This is a genomic window from Pseudomonas sp. B21-012 (genome assembly GCF_024749305.1).
GTDB lineage: Bacteria > Pseudomonadota > Gammaproteobacteria > Pseudomonadales > Pseudomonadaceae > Aquipseudomonas.
Genome location: NZ_CP087197.1, coordinates 590,383 through 613,981, shown reverse-complemented (window position 1 = coordinate 613,981; position 23,599 = coordinate 590,383). Strand labels below are relative to the sequence as shown.

Annotated in this window: 25 protein-coding genes; 14 read left to right on the top strand and 11 right to left on the bottom strand. The window is 63.2% G+C overall.

Translation table 11 applies throughout. The features are described from left to right. Positions 1 to 58 precede the first annotated feature (58 nt). Genes urtB through LOY37_RS02690 form a run of 6 tightly spaced genes read left to right on the top strand, consistent with a single transcriptional unit; the run spans position 59 to position 5,303 of the window. On the top strand, positions 59 to 1,555 hold the full coding sequence (gene urtB, locus LOY37_RS02715) for an urea ABC transporter permease subunit UrtB (protein ID WP_093376623.1): 1,497 nt from the start codon (positions 59 to 61) through the stop codon (positions 1,553 to 1,555). Beyond that, positions 1,555 to 2,634, top strand: coding sequence for an urea ABC transporter permease subunit UrtC (gene urtC, locus LOY37_RS02710; RefSeq protein ID WP_258716251.1), 1,080 nt, complete (start codon positions 1,555 to 1,557; stop codon positions 2,632 to 2,634). The genes urtB and urtC overlap by 1 nt, the downstream gene beginning before the upstream one ends. After that, on the top strand, positions 2,631 to 3,491 hold the full coding sequence (gene urtD / locus LOY37_RS02705) for an urea ABC transporter ATP-binding protein UrtD (protein ID WP_371128632.1): 861 nt from the start codon (positions 2,631 to 2,633) through the stop codon (positions 3,489 to 3,491). The genes urtC and urtD overlap by 4 nt, the downstream gene beginning before the upstream one ends. A 20-nt stretch (positions 3,492 to 3,511) precedes the next feature. Continuing rightward, positions 3,512 to 4,210, top strand: coding sequence for an urea ABC transporter ATP-binding subunit UrtE (urtE, locus tag LOY37_RS02700; RefSeq protein WP_093376637.1), 699 nt, complete (start codon positions 3,512 to 3,514; stop codon positions 4,208 to 4,210). A 38-nt stretch (positions 4,211 to 4,248) separates the two neighbouring features. Continuing rightward, positions 4,249 to 4,776: a GNAT family N-acetyltransferase gene (locus tag LOY37_RS02695; RefSeq protein WP_258609148.1), complete on the top strand. Its 528-nt coding sequence runs from the start codon at positions 4,249 to 4,251 to the stop codon at positions 4,774 to 4,776. 5 nt (positions 4,777 to 4,781) lie between these two features. Beyond that, on the top strand, positions 4,782 to 5,303 hold the full coding sequence (locus LOY37_RS02690) for a GNAT family N-acetyltransferase (RefSeq protein WP_258716250.1): 522 nt from the start codon (positions 4,782 to 4,784) through the stop codon (positions 5,301 to 5,303). 64 nt (positions 5,304 to 5,367) lie between these two features. Here LOY37_RS02690 and LOY37_RS02685 read toward each other — a convergent pair whose 3' ends face one another. Both LOY37_RS02685 and cbpA read right to left on the bottom strand, forming a co-directional pair. Then, positions 5,368 to 5,673, bottom strand: a complete 306-nt coding sequence (locus LOY37_RS02685) for a chaperone modulator CbpM (RefSeq protein ID WP_045196932.1) — start codon at positions 5,671 to 5,673, stop codon at positions 5,368 to 5,370. A gap of 2 nt (positions 5,674 to 5,675) precedes the next feature. Further along, positions 5,676 to 6,635, bottom strand: a complete 960-nt coding sequence (gene cbpA / locus LOY37_RS02680; protein WP_045196930.1) for a curved DNA-binding protein — start codon at positions 6,633 to 6,635, stop codon at positions 5,676 to 5,678. Between the two features lie 159 nt (positions 6,636 to 6,794). On the opposite strand from cbpA, the gene LOY37_RS02675 reads away from it, so the two are divergent. Beyond that, positions 6,795 to 8,060, top strand: coding sequence for an Hsp70 family protein (locus LOY37_RS02675; RefSeq protein ID WP_195885570.1), 1,266 nt, complete (start codon positions 6,795 to 6,797; stop codon positions 8,058 to 8,060). Positions 8,061 to 8,111: 51 nt separating this feature from the next. On the opposite strand, the gene LOY37_RS02670 is transcribed toward LOY37_RS02675, so the two are convergent. Then, positions 8,112 to 9,119: an AI-2E family transporter gene (locus LOY37_RS02670; RefSeq protein WP_045196927.1), complete on the bottom strand. Its 1,008-nt coding sequence runs from the start codon at positions 9,117 to 9,119 to the stop codon at positions 8,112 to 8,114. Between the two features lie 219 nt (positions 9,120 to 9,338). Between LOY37_RS02670 and LOY37_RS02665 the strand changes: the two genes are divergently transcribed. Then, the gene (locus LOY37_RS02665) at positions 9,339 to 10,259 is read left to right on the top strand and encodes a hypothetical protein (protein WP_143013252.1); all 921 of its coding nucleotides are present in this window, start codon (positions 9,339 to 9,341) and stop codon (positions 10,257 to 10,259) included. A 6-nt stretch (positions 10,260 to 10,265) separates the two neighbouring features. Here LOY37_RS02665 and LOY37_RS02660 read toward each other — a convergent pair whose 3' ends face one another. Both LOY37_RS02660 and LOY37_RS02655 read right to left on the bottom strand, forming a co-directional pair. Then, the gene (locus LOY37_RS02660; protein ID WP_045196923.1) at positions 10,266 to 10,547 is read right to left on the bottom strand and encodes a PsiF family protein; all 282 of its coding nucleotides are present in this window, start codon (positions 10,545 to 10,547) and stop codon (positions 10,266 to 10,268) included. Positions 10,548 to 10,609: 62 nt separating this feature from the next. Next, entirely contained in the window at positions 10,610 to 11,401 is a 792-nt protein-coding gene (locus LOY37_RS02655; protein ID WP_258716249.1) for a helix-turn-helix transcriptional regulator, read from the bottom strand. A gap of 98 nt (positions 11,402 to 11,499) precedes the next feature. Between LOY37_RS02655 and LOY37_RS02650 the strand changes: the two genes are divergently transcribed. Then, positions 11,500 to 12,393: a DMT family transporter gene (locus LOY37_RS02650; RefSeq protein WP_195885568.1), complete on the top strand. Its 894-nt coding sequence runs from the start codon at positions 11,500 to 11,502 to the stop codon at positions 12,391 to 12,393. Here the strand turns inward: LOY37_RS02650 and LOY37_RS02645 are convergent. Further along, on the bottom strand, positions 12,374 to 13,264 hold the full coding sequence (locus tag LOY37_RS02645; protein WP_258609136.1) for a triacylglycerol lipase: 891 nt from the start codon (positions 13,262 to 13,264) through the stop codon (positions 12,374 to 12,376). The genes LOY37_RS02650 and LOY37_RS02645 overlap by 20 nt on opposite strands. 123 nt (positions 13,265 to 13,387) lie before the next feature. On the opposite strand from LOY37_RS02645, the gene osmE reads away from it, so the two are divergent. Together osmE and LOY37_RS02635 are read left to right on the top strand one after the other, a co-directional pair. Further along, a complete protein-coding gene (osmE, locus tag LOY37_RS02640) occupies positions 13,388 to 13,741 on the top strand; it encodes an osmotically-inducible lipoprotein OsmE (RefSeq protein WP_045196915.1) in 354 nt (117 codons plus the stop codon). 90 nt (positions 13,742 to 13,831) lie between these two features. Beyond that, positions 13,832 to 14,362 carry a bacterioferritin gene (locus tag LOY37_RS02635; protein ID WP_045196913.1) on the top strand — a complete coding sequence of 177 codons (531 nt, stop codon included), beginning with the start codon at positions 13,832 to 13,834 and terminating at the stop codon, positions 14,360 to 14,362. Positions 14,363 to 14,463: 101 nt separating this feature from the next. Here the strand turns inward: LOY37_RS02635 and LOY37_RS02630 are convergent, their stop codons facing one another. Further along, on the bottom strand, positions 14,464 to 16,524 hold the full coding sequence (locus LOY37_RS02630; RefSeq protein WP_258716248.1) for an AsmA family protein: 2,061 nt from the start codon (positions 16,522 to 16,524) through the stop codon (positions 14,464 to 14,466). A gap of 341 nt (positions 16,525 to 16,865) precedes the next feature. Here LOY37_RS02630 and LOY37_RS02625 point away from each other — a divergent pair, with 341 nt between their 5' ends. From LOY37_RS02625 to LOY37_RS02615, 3 genes are all read left to right on the top strand, one after another. Then, positions 16,866 to 17,267 (top strand): hypothetical protein, encoded by a 402-nt coding sequence (locus tag LOY37_RS02625; RefSeq protein WP_258716247.1) that lies wholly within the window; start codon positions 16,866 to 16,868, stop codon positions 17,265 to 17,267. 134 nt (positions 17,268 to 17,401) lie between these two features. Next, entirely contained in the window at positions 17,402 to 18,031 is a 630-nt protein-coding gene (locus LOY37_RS02620; protein ID WP_045196907.1) for a TetR family transcriptional regulator, read from the top strand. Between the two features lie 133 nt (positions 18,032 to 18,164). Beyond that, positions 18,165 to 19,274: an AGE family epimerase/isomerase gene (locus tag LOY37_RS02615; RefSeq protein WP_258716246.1), complete on the top strand. Its 1,110-nt coding sequence runs from the start codon at positions 18,165 to 18,167 to the stop codon at positions 19,272 to 19,274. 12 nt (positions 19,275 to 19,286) lie between these two features. On the opposite strand, the gene LOY37_RS02610 is transcribed toward LOY37_RS02615, so the two are convergent. From LOY37_RS02610 to livM, 4 genes are all read right to left on the bottom strand, one after another. Beyond that, positions 19,287 to 20,054, bottom strand: a complete 768-nt coding sequence (locus LOY37_RS02610) for an SDR family oxidoreductase (protein ID WP_195885562.1) — start codon at positions 20,052 to 20,054, stop codon at positions 19,287 to 19,289. A 675-nt stretch (positions 20,055 to 20,729) separates the two neighbouring features. Next, positions 20,730 to 21,446: an ABC transporter ATP-binding protein gene (locus LOY37_RS02605; RefSeq protein ID WP_038997425.1), complete on the bottom strand. Its 717-nt coding sequence runs from the start codon at positions 21,444 to 21,446 to the stop codon at positions 20,730 to 20,732. Further along, positions 21,443 to 22,318 (bottom strand): ABC transporter ATP-binding protein, encoded by an 876-nt coding sequence (locus tag LOY37_RS02600; RefSeq protein WP_038997426.1) that lies wholly within the window; start codon positions 22,316 to 22,318, stop codon positions 21,443 to 21,445. The genes LOY37_RS02605 and LOY37_RS02600 overlap by 4 nt, the downstream gene beginning before the upstream one ends. Then, positions 22,315 to 23,598 (bottom strand): high-affinity branched-chain amino acid ABC transporter permease LivM, encoded by a 1,284-nt coding sequence (gene livM, locus LOY37_RS02595; RefSeq protein ID WP_045196897.1) that lies wholly within the window; start codon positions 23,596 to 23,598, stop codon positions 22,315 to 22,317. The genes LOY37_RS02600 and livM overlap by 4 nt, the downstream gene beginning before the upstream one ends. Between the last annotated feature and the right edge of the window lies 1 nt (position 23,599).

Genomic DNA, 23,599 nt, shown 5'->3' with positions numbered 1-23,599 from the left:
TGCGACGCCTCGACTTGACCCGCGATGCGGCCGTACAGCACACCACAAGGAAACCGTCATGTCCAAGGCCCTCCTGTGCCTTTTCCTCAGCCTCCTGCTGTTGCCCCTGACTGCCCAGGCCAGCGACGCAGACTACTTCATCGCCGCCAAGGCCAATGAGCAGGCGCGCCTGCTCCAGGACTGGGCGGCGCAACCGGACCCGGCCCGTCTTGAGCTGCTAAGCGCCCTGCAACAAGGCCGCATCGCCGCCGGCGACACCCGCAAGCTGCGCCTGAACAACCGCCTGCGCGGGCTTGTGGATAACGCCCTGGCCAGCCATCAGTTGCTCAGCGCAGATAGCACAGTGCGCCTGGCGGCTGCCCAGCAACTGCAAAAAAGTGCGCAGCCGGCCCAGGTCGCCTTCCTCGACCGGCGCTTCGCCAGCGAAGCAGACGCCGCCGTGCATGCCGCCCTCGGCCTGGCCCTGGCCAACCTGCAACTGGTCGACAGCGACCCGGCGGTACGCCTGGCCGCGGTGCGCCTGCTCGGCGAAACCGGCGATCCCATGGCCCGCACGCGCCTGGAGGCCTTGCTCACACCTGGTGTCGAAAACAACGCCGGGGTGCGCACCGCGGCCGAAACCAGCCTGGCCCAGGTCAAGCGCAAGCTGTTGTTCGGCGAGTTGCTCGGCCAAGCCTTCAGCGGCCTGTCGCTAGGCTCGATTCTGCTGCTCGCGGCCTTGGGCCTGGCGATCACCTTCGGCCTGCTCGGGGTGATCAACATGGCCCACGGCGAGATGCTCATGCTCGGCGCCTACGCCACTTACGTGGTGCAGATACTGGTGCAGCGCTACGCCCCCGGAGCCATCGAGTTCTACCCGCTGATCGCCCTGCCGGTGGCCTTCGCTGTCAGCGCCGGGGTCGGCATGCTGCTGGAGCGCACGGTGATCCGCCACCTGTACGGGCGGCCGCTGGAAACCCTGCTGGCGACCTGGGGCATCAGCCTGATCCTGATCCAGGCCATCCGCCTGCTGTTCGGCGCGCAGAACGTCGAAGTGGCCAACCCGGCCTGGCTTTCCGGTGGCCTTCAGGTGCTGCCTAACCTGGTGCTGCCCTACAGCCGCCTGGTGATCATCGCCTTCGCCCTGTTCGTGGTGCTGCTGACCTGGTTGCTGCTCAACCGCACGCGCCTGGGCCTGAACGTGCGCGCGGTCACCCAGAACCGCAACATGGCCGCCTGCTGCGGGGTGCCCACCGGGCGGGTGGACATGCTCGCCTTTGGTCTCGGCTCGGGGATCGCCGGGCTCGGCGGCGTGGCCCTGAGCCAGATCGGCAACGTCGGTCCGGACCTGGGCCAGAGCTACATCATCGACTCGTTCCTGGTGGTGGTGCTCGGCGGCGTCGGCCAGTTGGCCGGCAGCCTCTGGGCAGCCTTCGGCCTGGGCATCGCCAACAAGCTGCTGGAGCCGCAGATCGGTGCGGTGCTCGGCAAGATCCTCATCCTTGCGCTGATCATTCTGTTCATCCAGAAACGCCCGCAAGGCCTCTTCGCGCTCAAGGGACGGGTAATCGACTGATGAACCAGCCTCTGCTTGTAACCGCCAGCCAGAAGGCCGGCCCGCGCTGGACCCTGGCCATCGGCGCCGCTGTGCTGCTGGTGCTGCTGGCCCTGCCCGTGTTGTCGCTGCTGCCCGCCGGGCACAGCCTGCAGGTCTCGGCCTACACCCTGACCCTGGTCGGCAAGATCCTCTGCTACGCCATCGTCGCCCTGGCCCTGGACCTGGTCTGGGGCTACGCCGGGCTGCTGTCGCTGGGCCATGGCCTGTTCTTCGCCCTCGGCGGCTATGCCATGGGCATGTACCTGATGCGCGAAGCGGCCGGGGATGGCTTGCCGGCGTTCATGACCTTCCTGTCGTGGAGCGAGCTGCCCTGGTACTGGGCCGGCACCCAGCACTTTGCCTGGGCCCTGTGCCTGGTGGTGCTGGCGCCGGGGTTGCTGGCGCTGGTGTTCGGCTTTTTCGCCTTCCGCTCGCGGATCAAGGGCGTGTACTTCTCGATCATGACCCAGGCCCTGACCTTCGCCGGCATGCTGCTGTTCTTTCGCAACGAAACCGGCTTTGGCGGCAACAACGGCTTCACCAACTTTCGCAGCATCCTCGGCTTTGAAATCACTGCGCAAAGCACCCGCGCAGTATTGTTCCTGCTTACCGTCGCCTTGCTGGTGGCCAGCCTGTACCTGGGCTGGCGCCTGGCCCGGAGCAAGTTCGGCCGGGTATTGACCGCGCTGCGCGATGCCGAGAACCGGCTGATGTTCTGCGGCTACGATCCGCGTGGTTTCAAGCTGTTCGTCTGGGTCTTGAGTGCGGTGCTGTGCGGCCTGGCCGGGGCCCTGTACGTGCCGCAAGTAGGCATCATCAACCCCAGCGAAATGTCGCCGACCAACTCCATCGAAGCTGCGGTGTGGGTGGCCCTCGGCGGGCGCGGCACGCTGATCGGGCCGCTGCTGGGCGCCGGGCTGGTCAACGGCATGAAAAGCTGGTTCACCGTGGCCTTTCCCGAGTACTGGCTGTTCTGCCTGGGTGCACTGTTCATCCTGGTGACCCTGTACCTGCCACGGGGCGTGGTCGGTCTGCTGAAGAAAAGGGGCGAACAATGAGAGCCATCCCGTTAGCGCCGGTGCACCCGGAATTCATGCTTGAACCGATCCTCGACGCCGGCAGCGGCCGCGATGCCATCGGCCTTGGCCAGCGCCGCGGCGAAGGCCTGGACGTGCGTCACGGCACGGTGCTGACCCTGGAAGACATCAACGTCAGCTTTGACGGCTTCAAGGCGCTCAACAGCCTCAACCTGTACATCGGCGTCGGTGAACTGCGCTGCATCATCGGCCCCAACGGCGCTGGCAAGACCACGCTGATGGACGTGATCACCGGCAAGACCCGCCCCACCAGCGGCAAGGCCTGGTTCGGCGACACCCTGGACCTGACGCGCATGAGCGAAGTGCAGATCGCCCAGGCCGGGATCGGCCGCAAGTTCCAGAAGCCGACAGTGTTCGAGGCGCTGAGCGTGTTCGAGAACCTGGAGCTGGCGCAGAAGGCCGACAAGTCGGTGCTGGCCAGCCTGGTTGCGCGCTTGAGCGGCGAGCAGCGCGACCGTATCGACGAGATCCTGCAGACCATTCGCCTGAGCGGCTCGGCCCAGCGCCAGGCCGGGTTGCTCTCCCATGGCCAGAAGCAGTTCCTCGAGATCGGCATGCTGCTCATGCAAGACCCGCAATTGCTGCTGCTCGATGAGCCGGTGGCGGGCATGACCGATGCTGAAACCGAGTTCACCGCCGAACTGTTCAAGCGCCTGGCCGGCAAGCATTCGCTGATGGTGGTCGAGCACGACATGGGCTTTGTCGGCAGCATCGCCGACCACGTCACCGTGCTGCACCAGGGCAGTGTGCTGGCCGAAGGCTCGCTGGAGCAGGTACAGGCGGATGACCGGGTAATCGAGGTTTATCTCGGACGATGAGGCCAACACAGGACGACAACATGCTGAAAATCGATTCCCTGCACCAATACTACGGCGGCAGCCACATCCTGCGTGGCTTGTCGTTCGAGGCCAAAGTTGGCGAGGTCACCTGCCTGCTCGGGCGCAACGGCGTCGGCAAGACCACCCTGCTGCGCTGCCTGATGGGCCTGCTGCCCACCCGTGAAGGCAGCGTGCACTGGGAAGGCCAGGCAATCACTACGCTCAAGCCGCACCAGCGGGTGCACGCCGGGATCGCCTACGTGCCCCAGGGCCGGGAGATCTTCCCGCGCCTGACGGTCGAGGAGAACCTGCTGATGGGCCTGTCGCGCTTCGGCGCCGGCCAGGCCAAGAGCGTGCCGGCGTTCATCTACGAGCTGTTCCCGGTACTGGAGCAGATGAAGCAGCGCCGTGGCGGCGACCTCTCCGGCGGCCAGCAACAACAACTGGCCATCGGCCGTGCCCTGGCCAGCCAGCCGCGGCTGCTGATCCTCGACGAACCCACCGAGGGCATCCAGCCTTCAGTGATCAAGGAGATCGGCGCGGTGATCGCCAAGCTGGCTGCCCGTGGCGACATGGCGATCCTGCTGGTCGAGCAGTTCTACGACTTTGCCGCCGAGCTTGCCGACCAGTACCTGGTGATGTCACGCGGCGAAATCATCCAGGCCGGGCGTGGCGAAAATATGCAAGCCGAGGGTGTGCGCGGCCTGGTAACCATTTAACCTGAGCCGATCACAGTGCCCCTGTTCGAGACCCTGCCATGACCTACCTGCTGCGCGATGCTGTGCCTGCCGACCTGCCGGGCATTCGCGAGATCTACAACGATGCCGTGCTCAACACCACGGCGATCTGGAACGAGCAAGCGGTCGACCTCGCCAACCGCCAGGCCTGGTTCGACGCCCGCCAGGCCCAGGGCTACCCGATCCTGGTGGCGGTCGATGCTGGCGAGCAGGTACTGGGCTATGCTTCGTTTGGCGACTGGCGGCCGTTCGAAGGCTTTCGCCATACCGTCGAGCACTCGGTGTACATCCGCAGCGACCAGCGCGGCAACGGCCTGGGCCCCAGGCTGATGCAAGCGCTGATCGAACGGGCCCGCGCCTGCAACAAGCACGTGATGGTCGCCGCCATCGAAAGCGGCAACAGCGCCTCGATTCGCCTGCACCAGCGCCTGGGCTTCACCCTCAACGGGCAGATGCCCCAGGTCGGGGTGAAGTTTGGTCGCTGGCTGGACCTGACCTTCATGCAGTTGATCCTCAACCCCGATGCCCCGCCGCCGACAATGGAGTGACGCCTGTGAATGCTGCGCAGCTCAACCGTGTGACCCATGAAAGCTTTGCCTATTACCGCGACGGCCTGGTGGCGTTGCTGCTCGATGCCGTGCAACACGGCGCTTCGGTGGGGTTTCTGGCGGATATCGATGCGCAGCAGGCCGAGCACTACTTCGAAGAGGTGCGCCAGCGCCTGGTCAGCGGCGAGCTGTTGCTGTGGGTGGTGGGCAAGGACAAGGAAGTGCTCGGCAGTGTGCAGTTAGGGCTGTGCCTGAAACCCAACGGCTTGAACCGCGCAGAGGTGCAAAAGCTGCTGGTGCACAGTGCCGCGCGGCGTCGCGGCCTCGGTCAGCAACTGATCCAGGCGCTGGAACTGACGGCGCGGCAAAAGCAGCGCGGCATGCTTTACCTGGATACCGAGGCCGGCTCCGGGGCCGAGTTTTTTTATCGATCGCTGGGCTACAGCAAGGCCGGCGAGATTCCGGATTACGCCTGTGGCCCGGATGGGGTTTATCGGGCGACGGCGTTGTACTACAAATTGCTTTAGGGACTCATCGCGGGGCAAGCCCGCTCCCACAGAGATTGTGTGATCCTGTAGAAGCGCCCCGCGATCAGCCCTGCACAAACCGCCCCAGGCGCTGCCTGAGCATGCTGTTCTCGCTACGCAGCTGCTGCACTTCCTCCAGCAGTTCCAGCGCCAGCGCCACCCCTTCCCACTCCAGTTGCAAATCGTGATGCAGTTTGGCCGCGCGCTTGGCCAGCACCGGCGCCTGATCGTCAAACAGCCAGTCTTCCGGCGTTCGCCCGGAAGGCTCGACAATGCCGTGTTCGACGATTTCGATCACGTAGGCCGCCGGCAGATCGGCTTCCTGACAGAGGGTCTGCATGTCCAGTTGAACGATCAGGGTACTGCTCATGATCAGCTACTCCATTGTGTCCTCGGGTTGAACGCGGCCTTTTCCGACAACTTGCTCCACAGCTCACGGGCAGCGGCATCGGACTGGCTCGGCATCACCACCTTCAATTGCGCATACAGGTCGCCACGCTGGCCCTGCTTGTTGCTCAGGCCCATGCCCTTGATCCGCAGGCGCTGGCCGTTCTGGCTGTCCGGACGGATGGTCAGGTTGACCTTGCCGGTCAGGGTCGGCATCTCGACCTTAGTGCCCAATGCGGCTTCCCACGGTGCCAGCGGCACGGTGATGATCAGGTCATGACCTTCGACATCGAACAGCGGGTGCGGTGCCATGCGAATGGTCAGGAACAGGTCGCCATTGGCGCCGCCACCAACGCCCGGGGCACCCTGGCCCTTGAGGCGGATCTTCTCGCCGTCACTGACGCCGGCCGGGATCTTCACGTTCAAGGTCTTGGTGGTGAAGCCGGTGCGCTGGCCGCTGGCGTTGTGCTGCGGCACCTGGAAGCTGATCTGCTTGGATTCGCTGGACAGGGTTTCCTCAAGGAAAATCGCCAGTTCCATTTCCACGTCCTGCCCCCGCCGTCCGGCACTGCGTTGCTGGCCGCGGCCAAAAGGATTGCCGTTGCCACCGCGCGAACCGAAGATCGAGCTGAAGAAATCGGAAAAATCGCCACCGTCGCCGAAGCCCTCGGCACCTGCCGAACCACGGCTTTGCCAGCCCGGCGGGCCCTGGAACGGCCGGCCATGCTGGCCGTACTTGCGCAGCTCGTCGTACTCGGCGCGTTTTTCCGGGCTGCTCAGGGCTTCATAGGCCTCGTTGGCCTCCTTGAATTTCTCCTCGGCGTCACGCTCTTTGCTGACGTCGGGGTGATACTTGCGCGCAAGCTTGCGGTAGGCGGTCTTGATCGCCTTGTCATCCGCAGTGGGCTCAACGCCAAGAATCTTGTAATAGTCTTTGAAGTCCATCTAAGGAATCACCATGGGTTAATCGAATGCTTGTGTAGATTGGGGTCAAGCATAGCCTTTCAAGGTGCCCATGGGTTTGCCGCAAAGCAGATAATCGGTCTTGATTCTGCTGCCAGCTGGCATAAACTGCGCGGCCGTTTTTCCCCGGAAGTACAATCCATGAGTCAAGCATCCCCGGCCCGTGCCTGCGGCATCGACTTCGGCACCTCCAACTCCACCGTCGGCTGGCACCGCCCGGGCGTGGAGTCGTTGATCGCCCTGGAAGACGGCAAGATCACCCTGCCGTCGGTGGTGTTCTTCAACATCGAGGAGCGCCGCCCGGTGTACGGCCGCCTGGCCCTGCACGAATACCTCGAAGGCTATGAAGGCCGCCTGATGCGCTCGCTCAAGAGCCTGCTGGGTTCCAAGCTGATCAAGCACGACACCAGCGTGCTGGGCACCGCGCTGCCGTTCAAGGACCTGCTGGGCATGTTCATCGGCGAGCTGAAAAAGCGCGCCGAGGCCAATGCCGGCCGCGCCTTCGACGAGGTAGTGCTGGGCCGCCCGGTGCATTTCGTCGATGACGACCAGGCCGCCGACCAGGAAGCCGAGGACACCCTGGCAGAAGTGGCGAAGAAAATCGGCTTCAAGGACGTCTCGTTCCAGTACGAACCGATTGCCGCCGCATTCGACTACGAGTCGAGCATCCAGGGCGAAGAGCTGGTGCTGATCGTCGACATCGGCGGTGGTACCTCGGACTTCTCCCTGGTACGCCTGGCCCCGGAGCGGCACATGCTCGACGACCGCCAGCAGGACATCCTCGCCACCGGCGGCGTGCACATCGGCGGTACCGACTTCGACAAGCAGCTGAGCCTGCAGGGCGTGATGCCGCTGTTCGGCTACGGCAGCCGGATGAAAAGCGGCGCCTTCATGCCCACCAGCCACCACATGAACCTGGCCACCTGGCACACCATCAACTCGGTGTACTCGCAAAAATCCCAGCTGGCCCTGGGCAGCATGCGCTACGACATCGAAGACACCGACGGCATCGACCGCCTGTTCAAGCTGATCGAACAGCGCGCCGGGCACTGGCTGGCGATGGAAGTGGAAGAGACCAAGATCGAACTGACCCACAACGACCGCCGCCTGGTCGACCTCAAGCGGGTGCAGCCGGGGCTCAGCGTCGATCTGACCCGGGCGCTGTTCGAAGAGTCGATCGACAATCTGCTCGAGCGCGTGCGCGGCAGTGTCAGCGAGCTGCTGGCCAAGGCCGGCGTGGGTGTGGCGCAGGTCGATACGGTGTTCTTCACCGGCGGCTCCAGCGGCATTCCGGCGCTGCGCCAGAGCGTGGCGGCGATGCTGCCCAATGCCCGGCATGTCGAAGGCAACATCTTTGGCAGCATTGGCAGCGGCTTGGCGATCGAGGCGCGCAAGCGGTACGGCTGACAGCATCGCGGGCAAGTCGAGGCGTCGCACCGACTTGCCCCGCGATAAAATTCACACCAGCTCTTGCTGGCGCAACTCACTCTTCAGGTAGGCGTAGTAAATCGGCCCGGCCACCACCCCCGGCAGCCCGAACGCCGCCTCGCACACCAGCATCGCCAGCAGCAACTCCCACGACTTGGCACTGATCTGCCCGCCAACGATCCGCGCGTTGAGGAAGTACTCGACCTTGTGGATAACGATCAGATAACCCAGCGCCGCCATCGCCACCCAGATCGACAACGACAGGCCGACGATGGTGATCAGGGTGTTGGACATCAGGTTGCCGATCACCGGCAGCAGGCCGAGCAGGAAGGTCAGCACGATCAAGGTCTTGGTCAGCGGCAGGTGCACACCGAACAGCGGCAGCACCACGGCGAGGAAGATGCCGGTGAAGAAGGTGTTGAGCAGGGAAATCTTGATCTGCGCAAAGACGATGTTGCGAAACGCCTGCACCAAAAGCGCCAGGCGGTTGAACAGCGCCGCCGCCAGGGGCTTGCGCTTGGAAATGTCGGGAATGCGCTGCAAGGCGACGATGGCGCCGAGGATCATGCCGATCAGCAAGGTGACGAACATGTGCGCCGCGCCCTTGCCCACCAGTTGCAATTCGCCCAGGTGGGTCTTGAGCCATTCGCCGATGGCCACCTTGAACTCCGAGGCACTGGCCGGCAGGTAGGCGTCGATGAACGGCGGCAGTTGCCCGCGCGCCTGGTCGACCAGGAGCATGAACTTGTCCAGCGATGCCCCGGGGTTTTCAGCCTCGTGCAGCAAAAAACTGATGGCGCCGGCAAACAGCAAGGTCAGGGTGCTGACCACCAGGGTGCCGAGCAGCGCGACCGCCAGCCAGCGCGCCCGTTGCCCGGCAATCAGGTGCTGCAGCTTGGGCGTGAGCATGTTGACCAGTTCGAACACCAGCAGCCCGGCCAACAGGCTTGGCAGCAACTTGAGCGGCAACACCAGCAACAGGCCGGTGAAGACGATGATCCAACTGGCCAGGGTGATCTGGCGCTGAGTAAAGGTCATACAACCTCGAAAGGCGACGGCATGGAAAACCGGCAGTCTGCCAGCCTTCGCCCGGCAGGCATAGTGGCACGCAGCGGCGTTGCGGCTGGTAATGCCGCCCTGATGTTTCTATGATTGCCGCCCCCAATGGAATGGCGGCGCCGCGCTGGCGCATTCGCAGGCAGGCGAAACAGGAATCCCTCTGTGCCTTCCCACCTTCAAGGCACAGAGTTCAAAACCATGCGCAAACTGCTTGTCCTGCTTCCCCTGTTGCTGCTTGGCGGCTGTTCGGAAGATTTCGCCACCCTGCATTTCGCCCAGCCGGTCAGCGCCTACTATGGCGACCTCAAACAGCAGTACGGCGATGACCTGTACCAGGCCATCCTGAAACTGGGTATCGACCCGAAGGACATCGAGGTCGAACTCGACAATGACCACCGCCAGGACTTGCTCATCAGCGTCTCGCGCTCGCTCGATGCCGGTAAGCGTCAGGCCCTGCGCGAGTTGTTCGACGAAATCCCCCGGGCCCGAGCGGCCACGTCCTGGGAAGTCGACGTCACCCTTGAACCGCAGTCACTGGAGCCCCAGTACCAGGTCTGGCGCGAGGCGCTGGAAAAGATCAAGGGCCCGGTCACCCTCGAGATCAAGCTTGGCAGCCGTATCGAAGCGCTTTCCACCGCCACCCTCATGGACAGCATCCAGGCCGCCGAGAAAAAAAGCGAAGTGTCGAGCATCATCACCTGCCACGTGCTGGCCGAAGTTTCGCGCGGGCCATTCAAGCTCAGGTCGATCGTGCAGCTCGAGGAAGGCCCGTCGGAACGTGCGCAGGTGGTCATCGAGTACGGTCAGATGCGTTATGCCACGGTGCCTGCACAGTTCGACTTCAAGGACCCGGTCCTGAAGGAACGAATCCGTAATGGCCAGATCAAGGCCTGGCAAGCCGAACGGACGCTGCAGCGCAATCCGTACGGCCCGTTCGAGATGGCCTTCGAAATCGGCTCGCTGGGCAAGCAGAGCGTTAACCTCTACTCAGGCACCGACCAGCGCATCAGCATGCTCCAGAGTGACTGCCGGGAGCTGGCCGACCACGCCGGCCGGCCGTTCTCGCTGTTTATCGGCCAGGGCCTGGACCGGCTGGAGTCGGTGACTTACGCCAACTGACGCAGGTTACTTTTTCTTCAGGCAGTCGCTCATGTACGCCTTGCGCTCATCACCCTTGAGCGCTTTGGTGGTGGCGTCGGCGTTGCAGGTTTTCATTTTGTCCTGCTGGGTCGCAGGCTTGGCTTTCAGGCAGGTGCTCATGAACGCCTTGCGCTCGTCGCCCTTGAGCGCCTTGGTGGTGGCATCGGCGTTACAGGTTTTCATTTTCTCCTGTTGCGCCGTGGCGGCAAATCCTTGGGAACACATCAGCAAACCGAGCAACAGCAACGGCACACGCACCATCTTCATGGCGTTTTCTCCTGGTCGCTGCGCACCACGCGCAGCCTTGGCCGAAGTGTAGACAAATATTCTTACAAACCTCCAGCGCGAGCCTGCCGCCGGTACTGCTCCGGGGTGCAATGGGCCTGGCGCTGGAACATGGCGATAAATGCCGAGGCGCTGCTGTAGCCCAGGTCGAAGGCAATCTGCTGGGTCGGCAGGTTCTGCTCCAGGGCCTCGATGGCACGCAAAAAGCGCAGGCGCAGGCGCCATTCGCCAAAGCTCATGCCCAGCTCGCGAATGAACTGCCGGGCCAGGGTGCGTTCACTGACATGCACGCTGGCCGCCCAATGGCCGAGCGGGCGATTGTCGCCAGGCTCGGCGTGCAGCGCCTGCAACACCTCAGCCAAACCGGCGCTGCGGGCGTAGGGCAGGTAACAGGTCTGGGCCGGGGCGCGGCGCAGTTGGTCAACCAGCACCTGGGCCAGGCGCTGGTCGGTTTCATCTTCAGGCACCTTGACGTCACGGGCGGCAAAATCGCCGAGTATGGCTTTGAGTATGTCGCTGATCACCAAGGTGCAAGGCTCGCCTGGCAGCCCTTTGCACACCTCGCGATCCAGGTACACCGAGCGATAGACAATGGCCTGGGGGTTGTAGCAGCTGTGCTCGGTATCGGGCGGCACCCACACCGCATAGTGCGGCGGCGAGATGAAGCGCTGGCCGGCGATCTCCAGGTGCATGATGCCGTGGGCCGCATAGTTGAGCTGGCCCCAGGCGTGCCGGTGGGCGGCGCTGTGGGTGTCGGCGCCGAATTCGTCATAGCGAAAGTACACCGGGGCCGGCAAGGTCTCGAGTTGCGGGATGTTCAGGTACTTTATCGGCATGCTGTCTGGATCTATGCGCAAGTTGTCTGGATACAAGTATAAGCAACGGGACAGACAAGTGGATAATTGCCGCCTGTATCCTCAAGAGTTCCCGTTTCATGAATTACGCGTTTCCGTTGCTGGCAATCTTCATCTGGGCCGGCAATACCGTGGTCACCAAGATGTCCGCCGGGGCGATCTTCCCGGCCGAGATCGGTTTCTATCGCTGGCTGCTGGCCGGCCTGCTGTTCACCCCCTTCCTGCTGCGGCCGGTGTTGCGCAACTGGGCAGCCATCGGCCCGAACCTGGGCAAGATCTTCATCCTCGGCGTGCTCGGCATGGCGGTGTACCAGAGCCTGGCCTACTTCGCCGCCGCCATCACCAGCGCCACCAACATGGGCATCATCCTCTCGCTGATGCCGTTGATGTCCCTGGCCCTGGCGATCATCAGCCTCGGCCAGCGGCTGACCATCGGCGCGCTGATTGGCGCCGTGGTGTCGTTCGTCGGTGTGCTGGTGGTGGTCTCGGCCGGTGATCTGGCGGCGTTGGTGCAACACGGCGTAAACAGTGGCGATGCGCTGATGCTGATTGCCACCCTGGCCTATGCGGTGTACAGCACCCTGCTGAAAAAGTGGCAACTGCGCATCGCGCCGCTGCAACTGCTGTACCTGCAGGTGCTGGTGGCGATCATCGTGCTGTTTCCGCTGTTCGTGTTTTCACCGAAGACCGGCCTGGGCGCTGGCAATATCGGCCTGGTGATCTATGCCTGCGTACTGGCCTCGATGATCGCGCCGCTGGCCTGGATGCAGGCGGTCAGCCGCCTCGGCCCGAGCCGCACGACGCTGTTCTTCAACCTGCTGCCGGCAGTCACGGCAGTGATCGCCGCCATGGTGCTGGGCGAGCAACTGGCGCTCTATCACCTGGTCGGCGGGGTGTTGACCCTGGTCGGGGTGATCCTCGCCGAACGCTGGAAAACACCCCTGCACCGCCGCGCTACAGCCCCGCAGCCTTGAGCCTGGCGGCATGCTCGGTGAACAGCCGCACCGGCTCCGCGCCCTTGCCTACCGCCCCTAGCGACTGGTTGACGATGTCCAGGTGATCAAGCGGATAGTCATCGCCGATCACCTGGCCCAGGTGCGAACTGAAGCGCCCGACCATGCCGTCGCACTGGCCCTTTTCCCGTACGAAGGTGCGGGCGAACAGGCGGCAGAAGCGGTTGCTGCCATCCAGGCGGTTGAGACCGCGATCGGTCAGGCCCGGCTGCAAGGTGCCGGACCAGGAGTAGTAACGCACACCATTGACCTCGGCCGGGCCCTCGCCGCCCCAGGTCGTCGGCAGGCCCTGTGGATACGCCTGGTTGAAGCGCGCCACGCCGGCACTGGTGAGCGACTGGTGCGAGGCGTGCACGTCGATCGGCAGTTTCGGTCCGCGCCAGCCGGTTTCCAGCCAACCCATCAATACCGCCAAGCCGTGCAGCAAAGCCTTGAGCACACGGCCGCGGGCAGAGTGGGCGGGGTAATAGTCATGCAGGTGATCGGCCAGCTCCGAGCCGTGATTGGGCCCGGCAATCGAGGTGACCGAGGCCACCCATTCCGGCCGTTTGGCCGCCGCATAACGCGCGGTCAGGGCGCCCTGGCTGTGGCCGAGCAGGTTGACCTTGTCGGCGCCGGTACGCTGGCGGATATCGGCGATGATCAGCAGCAACTGCTCGCCGCGCACTTCGCAGGAGTTCAGCGGCGAGACCTGCACGGCAAACACCTGGGCACCGCCCCGGCGCAACGCCGAAACGATCCCGAACCAGTAGGGATACAGCAGCAAGCGGACAAACCCGAGCATGCCCGGCACCAGCAGCAGTGGATAACGCGTGGCGAGCCCTTGGGCCATGGCTGCATTCCCCGTTCCGTGGACACTCGGCCAACCCTACAGGCAATTCGATGGCAATCGCAATCGAACTCCCGCCGCTCGCTGGGGTTCCAAGCCAATAGACCCTCAGCAAGGAGCTCAACCATGTACAAGCATACCCTGGCCATTCTGCTGACCACCGCCACCCTGGCCGCCTGTGGCAGCCGGCCGGAGAACCCGGTGGACTACGTCACCTACCACGAGGAACCGCTGGTCAAGCAGGTCGAGAACGGCATGACCATGCAGCGGGTGATTGCCATTGGCGGCAGCCCCTCGACGGTGATCGACCTGCCCCATGGCGGTACCTGCAACAACTACATCCTCAACCGTGACGGCAAGCAGCAGGCCTACTACGTGCGCTTCGACGCCACCGGCCATGTCGACGCCAAGGGCTTCAAGACCTGCGAACAACGCCAGGTCGACGACGATGCCGTCGACAAGGCCAAGGCCAAGCTATAAAACTTTTCCGCGTGCCGGGGACTCACAGCTTAAGTAACCAGCGCGCCGACAGAGCGTGAAGATCGATCCGTTTTCAGCCTGGAGATGATGATGAGCAACGTTGAACTGACCGATGTTAAAACCTTGCGCGAACGCGCCCGCCAGCATGTCGAGCAGGGCGCGGTGACCGAGGGTTACAGCGCCGACCGGGAGAAAATCCTGCGCCTGCTCAACGAGTCGCTGGCCACCGAGTGGGTCTGCGCCCTGCGCTACAAGCGCCACTACTACATGGCCAGCGGGATCAAGGCCAGTGTCGCCGCCGACGAATTCCTCGAACATGCCACCCAGGAGCTGCAGCATGCCGACAAGCTGGCCGAGCGCATTGTCCAGCTGGGCGGCGAGCCGGACCTGAACCCCGACAACCTGAGCAAGAACTCCCATGCCCAGTACGTCGCTGGCAACAACCTCAAGGAAATGGTCCTGGAAGACCTGATCGCCGAGCGGATCGCCATCGATAGCTACCGCGAGATCATCCAGTACATTGGCGAAAGCGACCCGACCACCCGGCGCATCTTCGAAGATATCCTGGCCCAGGAAGAAGAGCACGCCGACGACATGGCGGATTTGCTGCAAGGTCTGTAGACCTTATCGCGGGTCAAGCCCGCTCCCACAGGTCTGGTGCACTCAGTTCCATTGTGGGAGCGGCGGTGCGACGGCTCGACTTGACCCGCGATTGCTTCCCCTCAACCCGCCTTCACCGCCCGCGGCGCCTTGCCAGCCTTCATCTGCTCCAGCAATGGCGTGCACTGGTTGGGCACATCACCACTCGGCGCAATCAACGCCAGCAAGCCGGCTGCCGGGCCGGCAACCACGCCCAACGCCACCATCCCCGCGCCCCGCAGCGCCAGCGGCAGCGCCTGCACGCCGGCACTGGGCTTGGCAAACGGCCCGCGCACATACAGCGGCGAGCGCAACGAGAACAGGCGCACGCCCTTGGATTCGGGGTTGATCTTCAGGTCCAGTTGCTCGCTGGCAAAGTTGGCCGTGCCATCGATGTAGATGATCGCGTTCTCGGTATCGAAGACGAACACCCGGGTCGTGGCCAAACCGTCCTTGATGCCGAAATCGGCTGCCGCGCAGTTGATCTTCACTTCCTTGTCGCCAAACAGCTTGCCGACCACGTAGTTGCCGACGTTGAGCCCGGCGATTTCCATCAGTCCGCGACTGATCGCACCGTCATTGATGAGCATCTTCAGGTCGCCATTGGCGGTGGCCAGCAAGGCTGCGACCGAGTTGCCGCGCCCACTGATGTCGGCGTCGCCATTGAGCTCGCCGAAGCTGGTCTTCATCGGCTCGAAGGTCGGGAACAGTTGCTTGAGCTTGAAGTTGCGCGCACTCAATTGCGCCCTGCCCTGCAACGGCACGCTACGGCCATCGAGGCGTACCTGGGCGTCGAGTTTGCCGCCGGCGATGCCAAAGCGCAGCGGCTCCAGGCGCAGCACACCGTCATCGAGGACGAAGTGGCTGGACAGGTCAGTGAACGGCAGCTCGGCACTGTGCACGATGCGCTTGCCGCTGAAGGTCACGTCGGCGTCCATGGTCCGCCAGCGTTCGGTACGAAACTCCTCGACCGGCAAGACCTTGCCTGCCGGTTGCTTGCTGGCACCGCCGCGAGCTTTCTGCTGGGCATTGGAGTCGGCGCCGATCAGCGGTGCGAGGTCTTTGAACAGCAACTGGTTGGAAACCAGCTTGCCGGTCAGCTTCGGCCTTGGCTGGCTGGAGACGAACGCCAGGTCGCCATGGATATCGCTGTCGCCGATCTTGCCGTTGAAGCCTTCATAGCGAAACACCGCGCCAGCGGGTTCATGCAGCTTGGCGGTCAGATGACCGTCGGTGGCGTAAGGCGGCGAATCGGGCAGGGTCACGCCGGTCAGCGGATACAGGTTAGCGAGGCTTGCGCCCGACAGCCGCAGGCGCAGGTCGAGGGCACCGAGGTTGCGGGGGTCGGTGAGGGTGCCAGCCACGGCGATGCGGGTATCGCCAATGGCCATGTCGGCCTGCAGCGGGAACGGTTGCGAGGCGTCCTGCAGGGCCAGCAAGCCGCCGATCTTGCCGGTACCGGCCAATGCCTGGCCTTTGTAGCGACCCTTGAGTTTGAGGCCGAAGGCGTAGTCCTGGGCGGCACCGGCCTTTTGTGCCGAAGCCTTGCCGACGATGTCGCTGAAAGGGATCGGCTTGCCCAGCGGGTCGATGAGCACGTCCAGCCGGGTCTTCAGGGTCTGGTCATCGAGGCTGACCTGGCCCTTGTCAAAGCCGATGGCGCCGATGTCCAGCACCCACTTCGACGGCTCTGCCTGCTCATCCTTGGGGCCGAAGTCGAAGGTCCAGTTGGCGCGACCATCGGCCAGACGCTTGAGGCTGGCGGTCGGCTGGTTGAGGTCGATGCGCGCAATGACGATCTGCTGCAGCAGCAGCGGCAGCGGCGCCAGGCGGAACTCGACGCGCTTTATGCCGACCATCTGCGGCTCTTTGAGCCAGTCGGGGTTGCCCAGGGTCAGGTCTTCGGCGATGAAGTGCGGCCATGGCAGCCAGGCGCGCCAACCAACCTGCTCCGGCTCGCGCTGCCAGCGCACCGCCAGGTTGCCGTTGATGGCGAAGGGCCGGTGTAGCGCTTCGGACACCTTGGCATTAAGGGTGGGCTTGACCCGGTTCCAGTCGAAGGTAGCGATGACGATTACCAGCACCGCCAGCACCAGCAGCAGGCTGGCGAGGGTCCAGGTGATGATTTTGGCGGGGCGCGTCATTGCACGATTCTCCTGATGACTGCATGGCAAAAAGCGGGCGCGTTGAGGGCACTTATCTGTTCGGACTGATGAAACGCCGAGGGGTTTAATCGATTGGCCATGATAACCAGGTTTTTTCTGACCTTTTTCTCAACTTTTGTCGATTGTTAGCGTGTTCGCCGACCTCGGTAACGGCCCCGCCGCAGTTGCTCATGGCGCCACAAACCACGTTCTAGAGCGGCTGGCGCGAAGCATCAATTGCGTTGATTGTTACCATTATCTTTATGAACTTTTATCTGGCGTTTCCCGGCGTAGCATTGGCTCCGTACCCACTTTCCAGCCCCGCCGAGGAGCACCGAATCATGAAACGCCAATTACTGCTGAGCCTGTCCCTGTCCATCCTGGCCGCCAACGCCTTTGCCGTACCTGCCGCCGACCAGGCGCTGACCGCTGAAGCGCGTTCGAGCTCGACGGTCATTTCGCAACCGCTGAACCCGCTGGCCGAAGGTGGTTCCGATCGCCTGATCGACCGTAACAACCGCGTTGCCGAAGGTGGCTCCGATCGCCTGCTGGAACGTAACAACCGCGTTGCCGAAGGCGGTGCTGATCGCCTGAACGACAGGGTCAAAGTCGCCGAGGGTGGTGCTGATCGCCTGAAACAGTATTACAAAGTAGCCGAAGGTGGTTCTGACCGTCTGAAAGCACGCTTGGAGGTCGCAGAAGGTGGCTCTGATCGCCTGATCGAAAACCAACGCGCGAGCTGAAGCCTATGCCAGACAACAAGACACACCAGCGCTGTAGCAGCTCCCCTCCCAGCCCGGTCCATTGACCGGGCTTTGTTTTTCTGGCGCCAGGCTATTAGAGTGCAGGGCTGTTTCACTGCCTGCCGATACTTGCCATGCTGCCGCGCGCCGAACAAAAGCAACAGACCCGCCACGCCCTGCTGGATGCCGCCCGCCACCTGATGGAGAGCGGTCGAGGCTTCGGCAGCATCAGCCTGCGCGAAGTGGCAAAAACCGCAGGCATCGTCCCTACCGGTTTTTACCGGCACTTTACCGACATGGACCAACTGGGCCTGGCCCTGGTCAATGAAGTGGGCGAAACCTTCCGCCAGACCATCCGCCTGGTGCGCCAGAACGAATTCGAGCTGGGCGGCATCACCGACGCCTCGGTGCGGATCTTTCTCGATGTGGTGGCGGCCAACCGTGCCCAGTTCCTGTTTCTCGCCCGCGAGCAATATGGCGGTTCGCAACCGGTGCGCCAAGCCATCGGTACCCTGCGCCAGGGCATCAGCTCGGACCTGGCCACCGACCTTGCGCGCATGCCGCGCTGGCAGCATCTGGACGCCGCGGCCCTGGCGGTGATGGCTGACCTGGTGGTGAAAACCGTGTTCGCCACCCTGCCGGAGCTGATCGACGAGCCAAGCGACAACGCCGGTGAACCGATCAGCGCCCAGGAGAAGATCACCCAGCAGCTGCGTTTCATCTTTGTCGGTGCCAAGCACTGGCAGGGGCTCAGTGCGCTGTAGGCAGTCTGCTGTGCTGGCTGTACTGGCCTCATCGCGGGGCAAGCCCGCTCCTAGCCCGCGATGAGGCCGGCAAAGTCAGCGCCTTTTCCTGCTACCATTGCGCGCAAACGCACCGACCGCGACGAAATTTTCCATGCCCGACCTTCATACTGCCCAGCCTGAACTGCCCGCCCTGCTCGCCGAGGTCCAGGCGCACTTTGACCAGCGCATCGTGCCGCTGTGGCAAGGCCCGGGCTGGAATGCAGAGATGGCCCTGCCCTTCGAAGCCCTCGACCCGCAGCAGCAACCCTTGCCGGTGCAACGCTACCGGGCCATGGCCTGCGCGCGCCAGCTGTACCTGTTCAGCAGCCGCATCGAGCAACCCGGCGCCAGCGAGCGCGCCGCCGCGCTGTTTCGCTCGTTGCAGCGGCATTTCCATGATGCCGAGCACGGCGGCTGGTTCTACAGCATCGACGCCCAGGGCAAGCCGCTGGACCGGCGCAAAGACCTCTACACCCATGCCTTCATCGTCTTTGCCTGCGCGCATTACTGGGGCAAGGTGCATGAGCCACTGGTCGAATCGGCCCTCAATGCCGCGCTGGAAGTGGTAACCGAGCAGTTCGCCCGTGATGACGGCCTGTACGAGGCGAGCCTTGGCGAAGACTGGTCGGACCTGGCCAGCGGCCCGCTGCAGAACCCGCTGATGCATCTGGCCGAAGCCTTCCTCGCCACCCTCTCGGTGCGTGACGACGAGGCTGTCGAACAAGCCCTGCAAAGCCTGGCTGCGGCGATGCAGACACACTTCATCGACCCCGTACACGGGGTGATGCTGGAGAAACCACGCGGGGCTGTGGATAACTGGTTCGAACCCGGTCACCAGTTCGAATGGTTCTACTTGCTGGAGTCTTCACCGCTGCTACGCGGTAGCGAGCTGCATGCCTCGCTCAGCCGCGCATTTGCCTATGCCGAACAGTGCGGTGTGAAGGACAGCTCCGTGCTGGCCATGCTCAGCGCCGAGGGCCAGGTGCGCGACGCCACCCAGCGCATCTGGGCCCAGGCCGAATACCTGCGCGCCCTGACCTTGCGCCCGGCCAGCGCCGCCACGGTGCTGGCCCAGCTCAAGGCGTTGCAGCAGAACTTCCTGCATGACGGTGGCTGGCATGAGTGCCGCGATGCCAGTGGCAAGGTCAGCCGCGCCGATATGCCGTCGACTACGCCTTACCACCTGGCGACTTGCCTGGAAGGACTGCAGCGTCAGGTTTGACGCTGTCGCGGGTCAGGCCTTGGCTGAACGATCGATCGAGAACCCTGCCCACGCCTGGCTCACCGGCATCAGCTCAAGGCTGTTGATGTTGATGTGCGCTGGCTGGTTCATGATCCAGAAGATGGTCTCGGCGATATCCTGCGGCTGGATCGCCTCAGCGCCGGCATAGGTGGCATCGTAACGCGCCTGGTCGCCAGCGAAACGCACCAGCGAGAACTCGCTCTCGCACAGGCCAGGCTCGATGTTGCTGACCCGCACGCCCGTGCCCTGCAGGTCGCAGCGCAGGCTCAGCGAGAACTGCCCGACGAATGCCTTGGTGCCGCCATACACATGGCTACCCGGATAGGGGTAATTGCCGGCTACCGAGCCGACGTTGAGGATGGTCGCGCCACGGCCGTGGGCGATCAGCCGCGGCAGCAGCAGGCGGGTGCTGTACATCAGGCCCTTGATATTGGTGTCGACCATGGTTTCCCAGTCGTCCAGGTCGCACTTGGGCGCCGGGTCGGCGCCCAGGGCCAGGCCTGCATTGTTGATCAGCCCGCGCAGCTTGGCGAACGACGGTGGCAGGTTGTTGATGGCTTCTTCCATGGCCTTGCGGTCACGCACGTCGAGTACCAGGCCGTGCACTTCGGTTTGTTGCGACAGCTCGGCACACAGCGCTTCCAGGCGCTCCTGACGGCGACCGGTCAGCACCAGCGACCAACCGGCTTGCGCAAAACGACGGGCGCAGGCTTCGCCGAAGCCGGAAGTTGCGCCAGTGATGAATACGGTAGAGGTCATGCGGGTCTCCTTGATGAGGCTGATCACAGGGGTTGCAGCATGCCCGCGGCCGCGTTCGGCAGCAAGCAATTCGCATCACTGTACAAAAAACGATCAAAGCTGTGAAAGCCCCGGTATAGAAGGCCTGCGGCAAGCTTTACGCATGTTATCCACAAGCCCTTCCACAAAATCCGGGGGCAACTCGAAAACCCTGCAAGCCGCGTAATCCGGGGCTTGCGCAAGTATTTCCCTTGACCTCTGGCGCAGGCCTTGACCTAAGGCCGGCAACAGGCGTCGAAGGCGTGGATTTCCATGATGGCTCCAGGCCTGTAACGACGCTGTCTTCGCCGATCTTTCCAAGGCTTGCCCACAGAGTTATCCACAGGCCGGAAGCGCGCTTTAATCGCCATTTGCGCTAAGGACAAAACACTTGACAAACCCCGATGCGAAAGCCGCGAAAAAACCTGATCAAAAAACAACCACAACTCTGGAAGCCTTGTAAACAAAGGGCTTCAGCAAGCTGCACCCAAGTTACCCACAGTCGGTTCCACACCAATGGTGGACAACTCAAACCTCTATGAAAACGCCCGCTGAAGCGACGTTCTGTCGCGCCCAAAAGAATGTCTGAACAATGTTTTCCACAAATCTGTGGACAAAAAAACGCCCCGTCAGCCGGGGCGCTTTTTTCACTACCGATCAGTGCCCGCCCAAGTAAGCGTTGCGCACCTCCTCGTTGACCAACAGCTCCTGGCCAGTACCGGTCATGCGGATATGACCGTTGACCATTACATAGGCGCGGTCCGAGAGCTTCAGCGCATGGTTGGCGTTCTGCTCCACCAGGAAGATGGTCATGCCGGTCTGCGCCAGCTCGCGCAAGGTGGCGAAGATCTGCTTGACCACGATCGGCGCCAGGCCCAGCGACGGCTCATCGAGCAGCAGCAATTTGGGCCGGCTCATCAAAGCCCGGGCGATGGCGAGCATCTGCTGCTCGCCGCCGGACATGGTCATGGCGCGCTGGTTGCGCCGCTCCTTGAGCCGCGGGAACAGTTCGAACATGCGCTGCATGTCCTCGCTGGCGAACTTGTCGCCGATCGGGATGGTGCCCATCATCAGGTTCTCTTCCACCGACATGTCGGGGAACACCCGGCGACCTTCCGGCGACTGGGCAATGCCGTTGGAAGCGATGTAGTGCGACGATTTGTGAGTAATGTCGGTGCCACGGTAGATGATCTGCCCGGCTGCCGCCCGCGGCTGGCCGAAGATCGACATCAGCAGGGTTGACTTGCCGGCGCCATTGGAGCCGATCAGGCTGACCGTTTCGCCTTCATCGATGTGCAGCGAGACTTTCTTCAGGGCCTGGATCGGCCCGTAGAACACGTCGATCTCTTTCAGTTCGAGGATCGGTGTACTCATACCAGTTCCTCTTCATCGGCGCCCAGGTAGGCGGCAATCACCGTCGGGTTGTGACGGATGTCCTGTGGCGCGCCTTCGGCGATCACGTTGCCGTGGTCAAGCACCACGATATGGTCGGAAATGCTCATGACCATGCCCATGTCGTGCTCGATCAGCACCACGGTCAGGTCATGTTCGTCGCGCAGCACGCGGATCATTTTGCTCAGCGCTTCGGTTTCCTGCGGGTTGAGGCCGGCAGCCGGTTCGTCGAGGCAGATGATCTGCGGCCGCGTGCACATGGCCCGGGCAATCTCCAGGCGCCGTTGCTGGCCGTACGACAGCTCACCGGCCAGGCGGTTGGCGCAGTCGACCAGGTCGACCACTTCCAGCCAGTAGAAGGCATGGTCGAGGGCATCGCTTTCGGCCTTGCGGTAGCCCTTGGTGTTGAGCACGCCGGCCAGCAGGTTGCGGTTGACCCACATGTGCTGGGCCACCAGCAGGTTCTCGACCACCGACATTTCCCGGAACAGGCGAATGTTCTGGAAGGTCCGCGCCAGACCTGCGCGGTTGACCAGGTGAGTACCGCCAAACATCTTGTAGTGCAGGCGGTTGATGAAGCGCTTGGGCGAGACGAAATCGCCCAGCTGAAAGCGTTCGCCCAGCAGCTGGATGACATTGGTGCGGGTGCCGCGCAGGTTCAGTTCGATCTTGCCGCCACTGGCTTTGTAGAAGCCGGTCAGGCAGTTGAACACCGTGGTCTTGCCGGCACCGTTGGGGCCGATCAGGGCGAAGATCTGGTTGCGTCTGACCTTGAGGCTGACATCGCTGAGCGCCTTGATGCCGCCAAACTGCATCATCAGGTTTTCAACCGAGAGAATCACGTCATCGCTCATGGCGCCACTCCTTTACGCGGGACTACACCGGTACGGCTGATACGAATCAGGCCGCGCGGTCTCCAGATCATCATCAACACCATCAGCACGCCGAACAGCAGCACCCGGTACTCGGAGAAGCTGCGCAATAGCTCCGGCGCCACGGTCAGCACGAACGCAGCAATCACCACGCCGACGGTCGAGCCCATGCCGCCGAGCACGACGATGGCAAGGATCAGCGCCGACTCGAAGAAGGTGAACGACGACGGGTTGACGAAGCCCTGGTAGCTGGCAAAGAACACCCCGGCAAGGCCGGCGGTAGAGGCGCCGAGGGTGAAGGCCGAGAGTTTCACCAGCACATGGTTCAGTCCCATGGAACGGCAGGCGATCTCATCTTCGCGCAGCGCTTCCCAGGCGCGGCCGACCGGCATGCGGGTCAACCGGTGCTTGATGTACAGCACCGCCAGCACCACCAGGAACAGCACGATGTAGATGAACAGGAATTTCACGTTGGGGTTGTAGGCAATGCCGAAGAACTCGTGGAACGGCACCCCGCCGTCCTTGGCCCGACGGCCGAACTCCAGGCCCATGAAGGTTGGCGACGGCACCGGCATGCCGTTGGGACCGCCGGTGAACGACAGCCAGTTGTTGAGCACCAGACGGATGATCTCACCAAAGCCGAGGGTAACGATGGCCAGGTAGTCGCCATGCATCCTCAGCACCGGAAAGCCCAATATGCACCCGGCCAGCGCCGCAGCGATTGCCGCCAGGGGCAACACCGTCCAGAAGCCCAGGCCCAGGTACTGGTAACCCAGGGCCAGGCCGTAGGCGCCGATGGCGTAGAAGGCCACGTAACCCAGGTCGAGCAGGCCGGCAAGACCTACCACGATGTTCAGGCCCAGGCCCAGCAGTACGTAGATCAGGCCGAGGATGACCACGGTCAGCAGGTACTTGTTGGCGAAGAATGGGAAGACGATGGCAATCACGATCAGTGCCGGAATGATCCAGCGCAGCCGCGACTTGTAGTCCGGCGCCAGCACGTGCACGCCGGAACCACTGCCCTCGAAGCCCTGGAGAATCGACTGGCCCTTGGGCGTCTGCAGGAACAGGCTGAGGAAAAACCGCCCGACCATCACCCCGGCCACCAGCCAGGCGACACGGGTCGGTTCAAGGTTGAAGCTGTAGCCGTCGAGCACCACGCCGACGATGGGCCCGAAAACGATCAGGGAAATCAGCCCGGCGAGGACCGTATCGATCAGGCTGCGCTTGATATCGAATGTAGTTGTTTTGGCAGCAGACATA

Bases quoted from the DNA above. Each gene is read 5' to 3' on its own strand.
- urtB (WP_093376623.1), top strand. From the start codon at position 59: ATGTCCAAGGCCCTCCTGTGCCTTTTCCTCAGCCTCCTGCTGTTGCCC.
- urtC (WP_258716251.1), top strand. From the start codon at position 1,555: ATGAACCAGCCTCTGCTTGTAACCGCCAGCCAGAAGGCCGGCCCGCGC.
- urtD (WP_371128632.1), top strand. From the start codon at position 2,631: ATGAGAGCCATCCCGTTAGCGCCGGTGCACCCGGAATTCATGCTTGAA.
- urtE (WP_093376637.1), top strand. From the start codon at position 3,512: ATGCTGAAAATCGATTCCCTGCACCAATACTACGGCGGCAGCCACATC.
- LOY37_RS02695 (WP_258609148.1), top strand. From the start codon at position 4,249: ATGACCTACCTGCTGCGCGATGCTGTGCCTGCCGACCTGCCGGGCATT.
- LOY37_RS02685 (WP_045196932.1), bottom strand. From the start codon at position 5,673: ATGAGCAGTACCCTGATCGTTCAACTGGACATGCAGACCCTCTGTCAG.
- cbpA (WP_045196930.1), bottom strand. From the start codon at position 6,635: ATGGACTTCAAAGACTATTACAAGATTCTTGGCGTTGAGCCCACTGCG.
- LOY37_RS02675 (WP_195885570.1), top strand. From the start codon at position 6,795: ATGAGTCAAGCATCCCCGGCCCGTGCCTGCGGCATCGACTTCGGCACC.
- LOY37_RS02670 (WP_045196927.1), bottom strand. From the start codon at position 9,119: ATGACCTTTACTCAGCGCCAGATCACCCTGGCCAGTTGGATCATCGTC.
- LOY37_RS02665 (WP_143013252.1), top strand. From the start codon at position 9,339: ATGCGCAAACTGCTTGTCCTGCTTCCCCTGTTGCTGCTTGGCGGCTGT.
- LOY37_RS02660 (WP_045196923.1), bottom strand. From the start codon at position 10,547: ATGAAGATGGTGCGTGTGCCGTTGCTGTTGCTCGGTTTGCTGATGTGT.
- LOY37_RS02655 (WP_258716249.1), bottom strand. From the start codon at position 11,401: ATGCCGATAAAGTACCTGAACATCCCGCAACTCGAGACCTTGCCGGCC.
- LOY37_RS02650 (WP_195885568.1), top strand. From the start codon at position 11,500: ATGAATTACGCGTTTCCGTTGCTGGCAATCTTCATCTGGGCCGGCAAT.
- LOY37_RS02645 (WP_258609136.1), bottom strand. From the start codon at position 13,264: ATGGCCCAAGGGCTCGCCACGCGTTATCCACTGCTGCTGGTGCCGGGC.
- osmE (WP_045196915.1), top strand. From the start codon at position 13,388: ATGTACAAGCATACCCTGGCCATTCTGCTGACCACCGCCACCCTGGCC.
- LOY37_RS02635 (WP_045196913.1), top strand. From the start codon at position 13,832: ATGAGCAACGTTGAACTGACCGATGTTAAAACCTTGCGCGAACGCGCC.
- LOY37_RS02630 (WP_258716248.1), bottom strand. From the start codon at position 16,524: ATGACGCGCCCCGCCAAAATCATCACCTGGACCCTCGCCAGCCTGCTG.
- LOY37_RS02625 (WP_258716247.1), top strand. From the start codon at position 16,866: ATGAAACGCCAATTACTGCTGAGCCTGTCCCTGTCCATCCTGGCCGCC.
- LOY37_RS02620 (WP_045196907.1), top strand. From the start codon at position 17,402: ATGCTGCCGCGCGCCGAACAAAAGCAACAGACCCGCCACGCCCTGCTG.
- LOY37_RS02615 (WP_258716246.1), top strand. From the start codon at position 18,165: ATGCCCGACCTTCATACTGCCCAGCCTGAACTGCCCGCCCTGCTCGCC.
- LOY37_RS02610 (WP_195885562.1), bottom strand. From the start codon at position 20,054: ATGACCTCTACCGTATTCATCACTGGCGCAACTTCCGGCTTCGGCGAA.
- LOY37_RS02605 (WP_038997425.1), bottom strand. From the start codon at position 21,446: ATGAGTACACCGATCCTCGAACTGAAAGAGATCGACGTGTTCTACGGG.
- LOY37_RS02600 (WP_038997426.1), bottom strand. From the start codon at position 22,318: ATGAGCGATGACGTGATTCTCTCGGTTGAAAACCTGATGATGCAGTTT.
- livM (WP_045196897.1), bottom strand. From the start codon at position 23,598: ATGTCTGCTGCCAAAACAACTACATTCGATATCAAGCGCAGCCTGATC.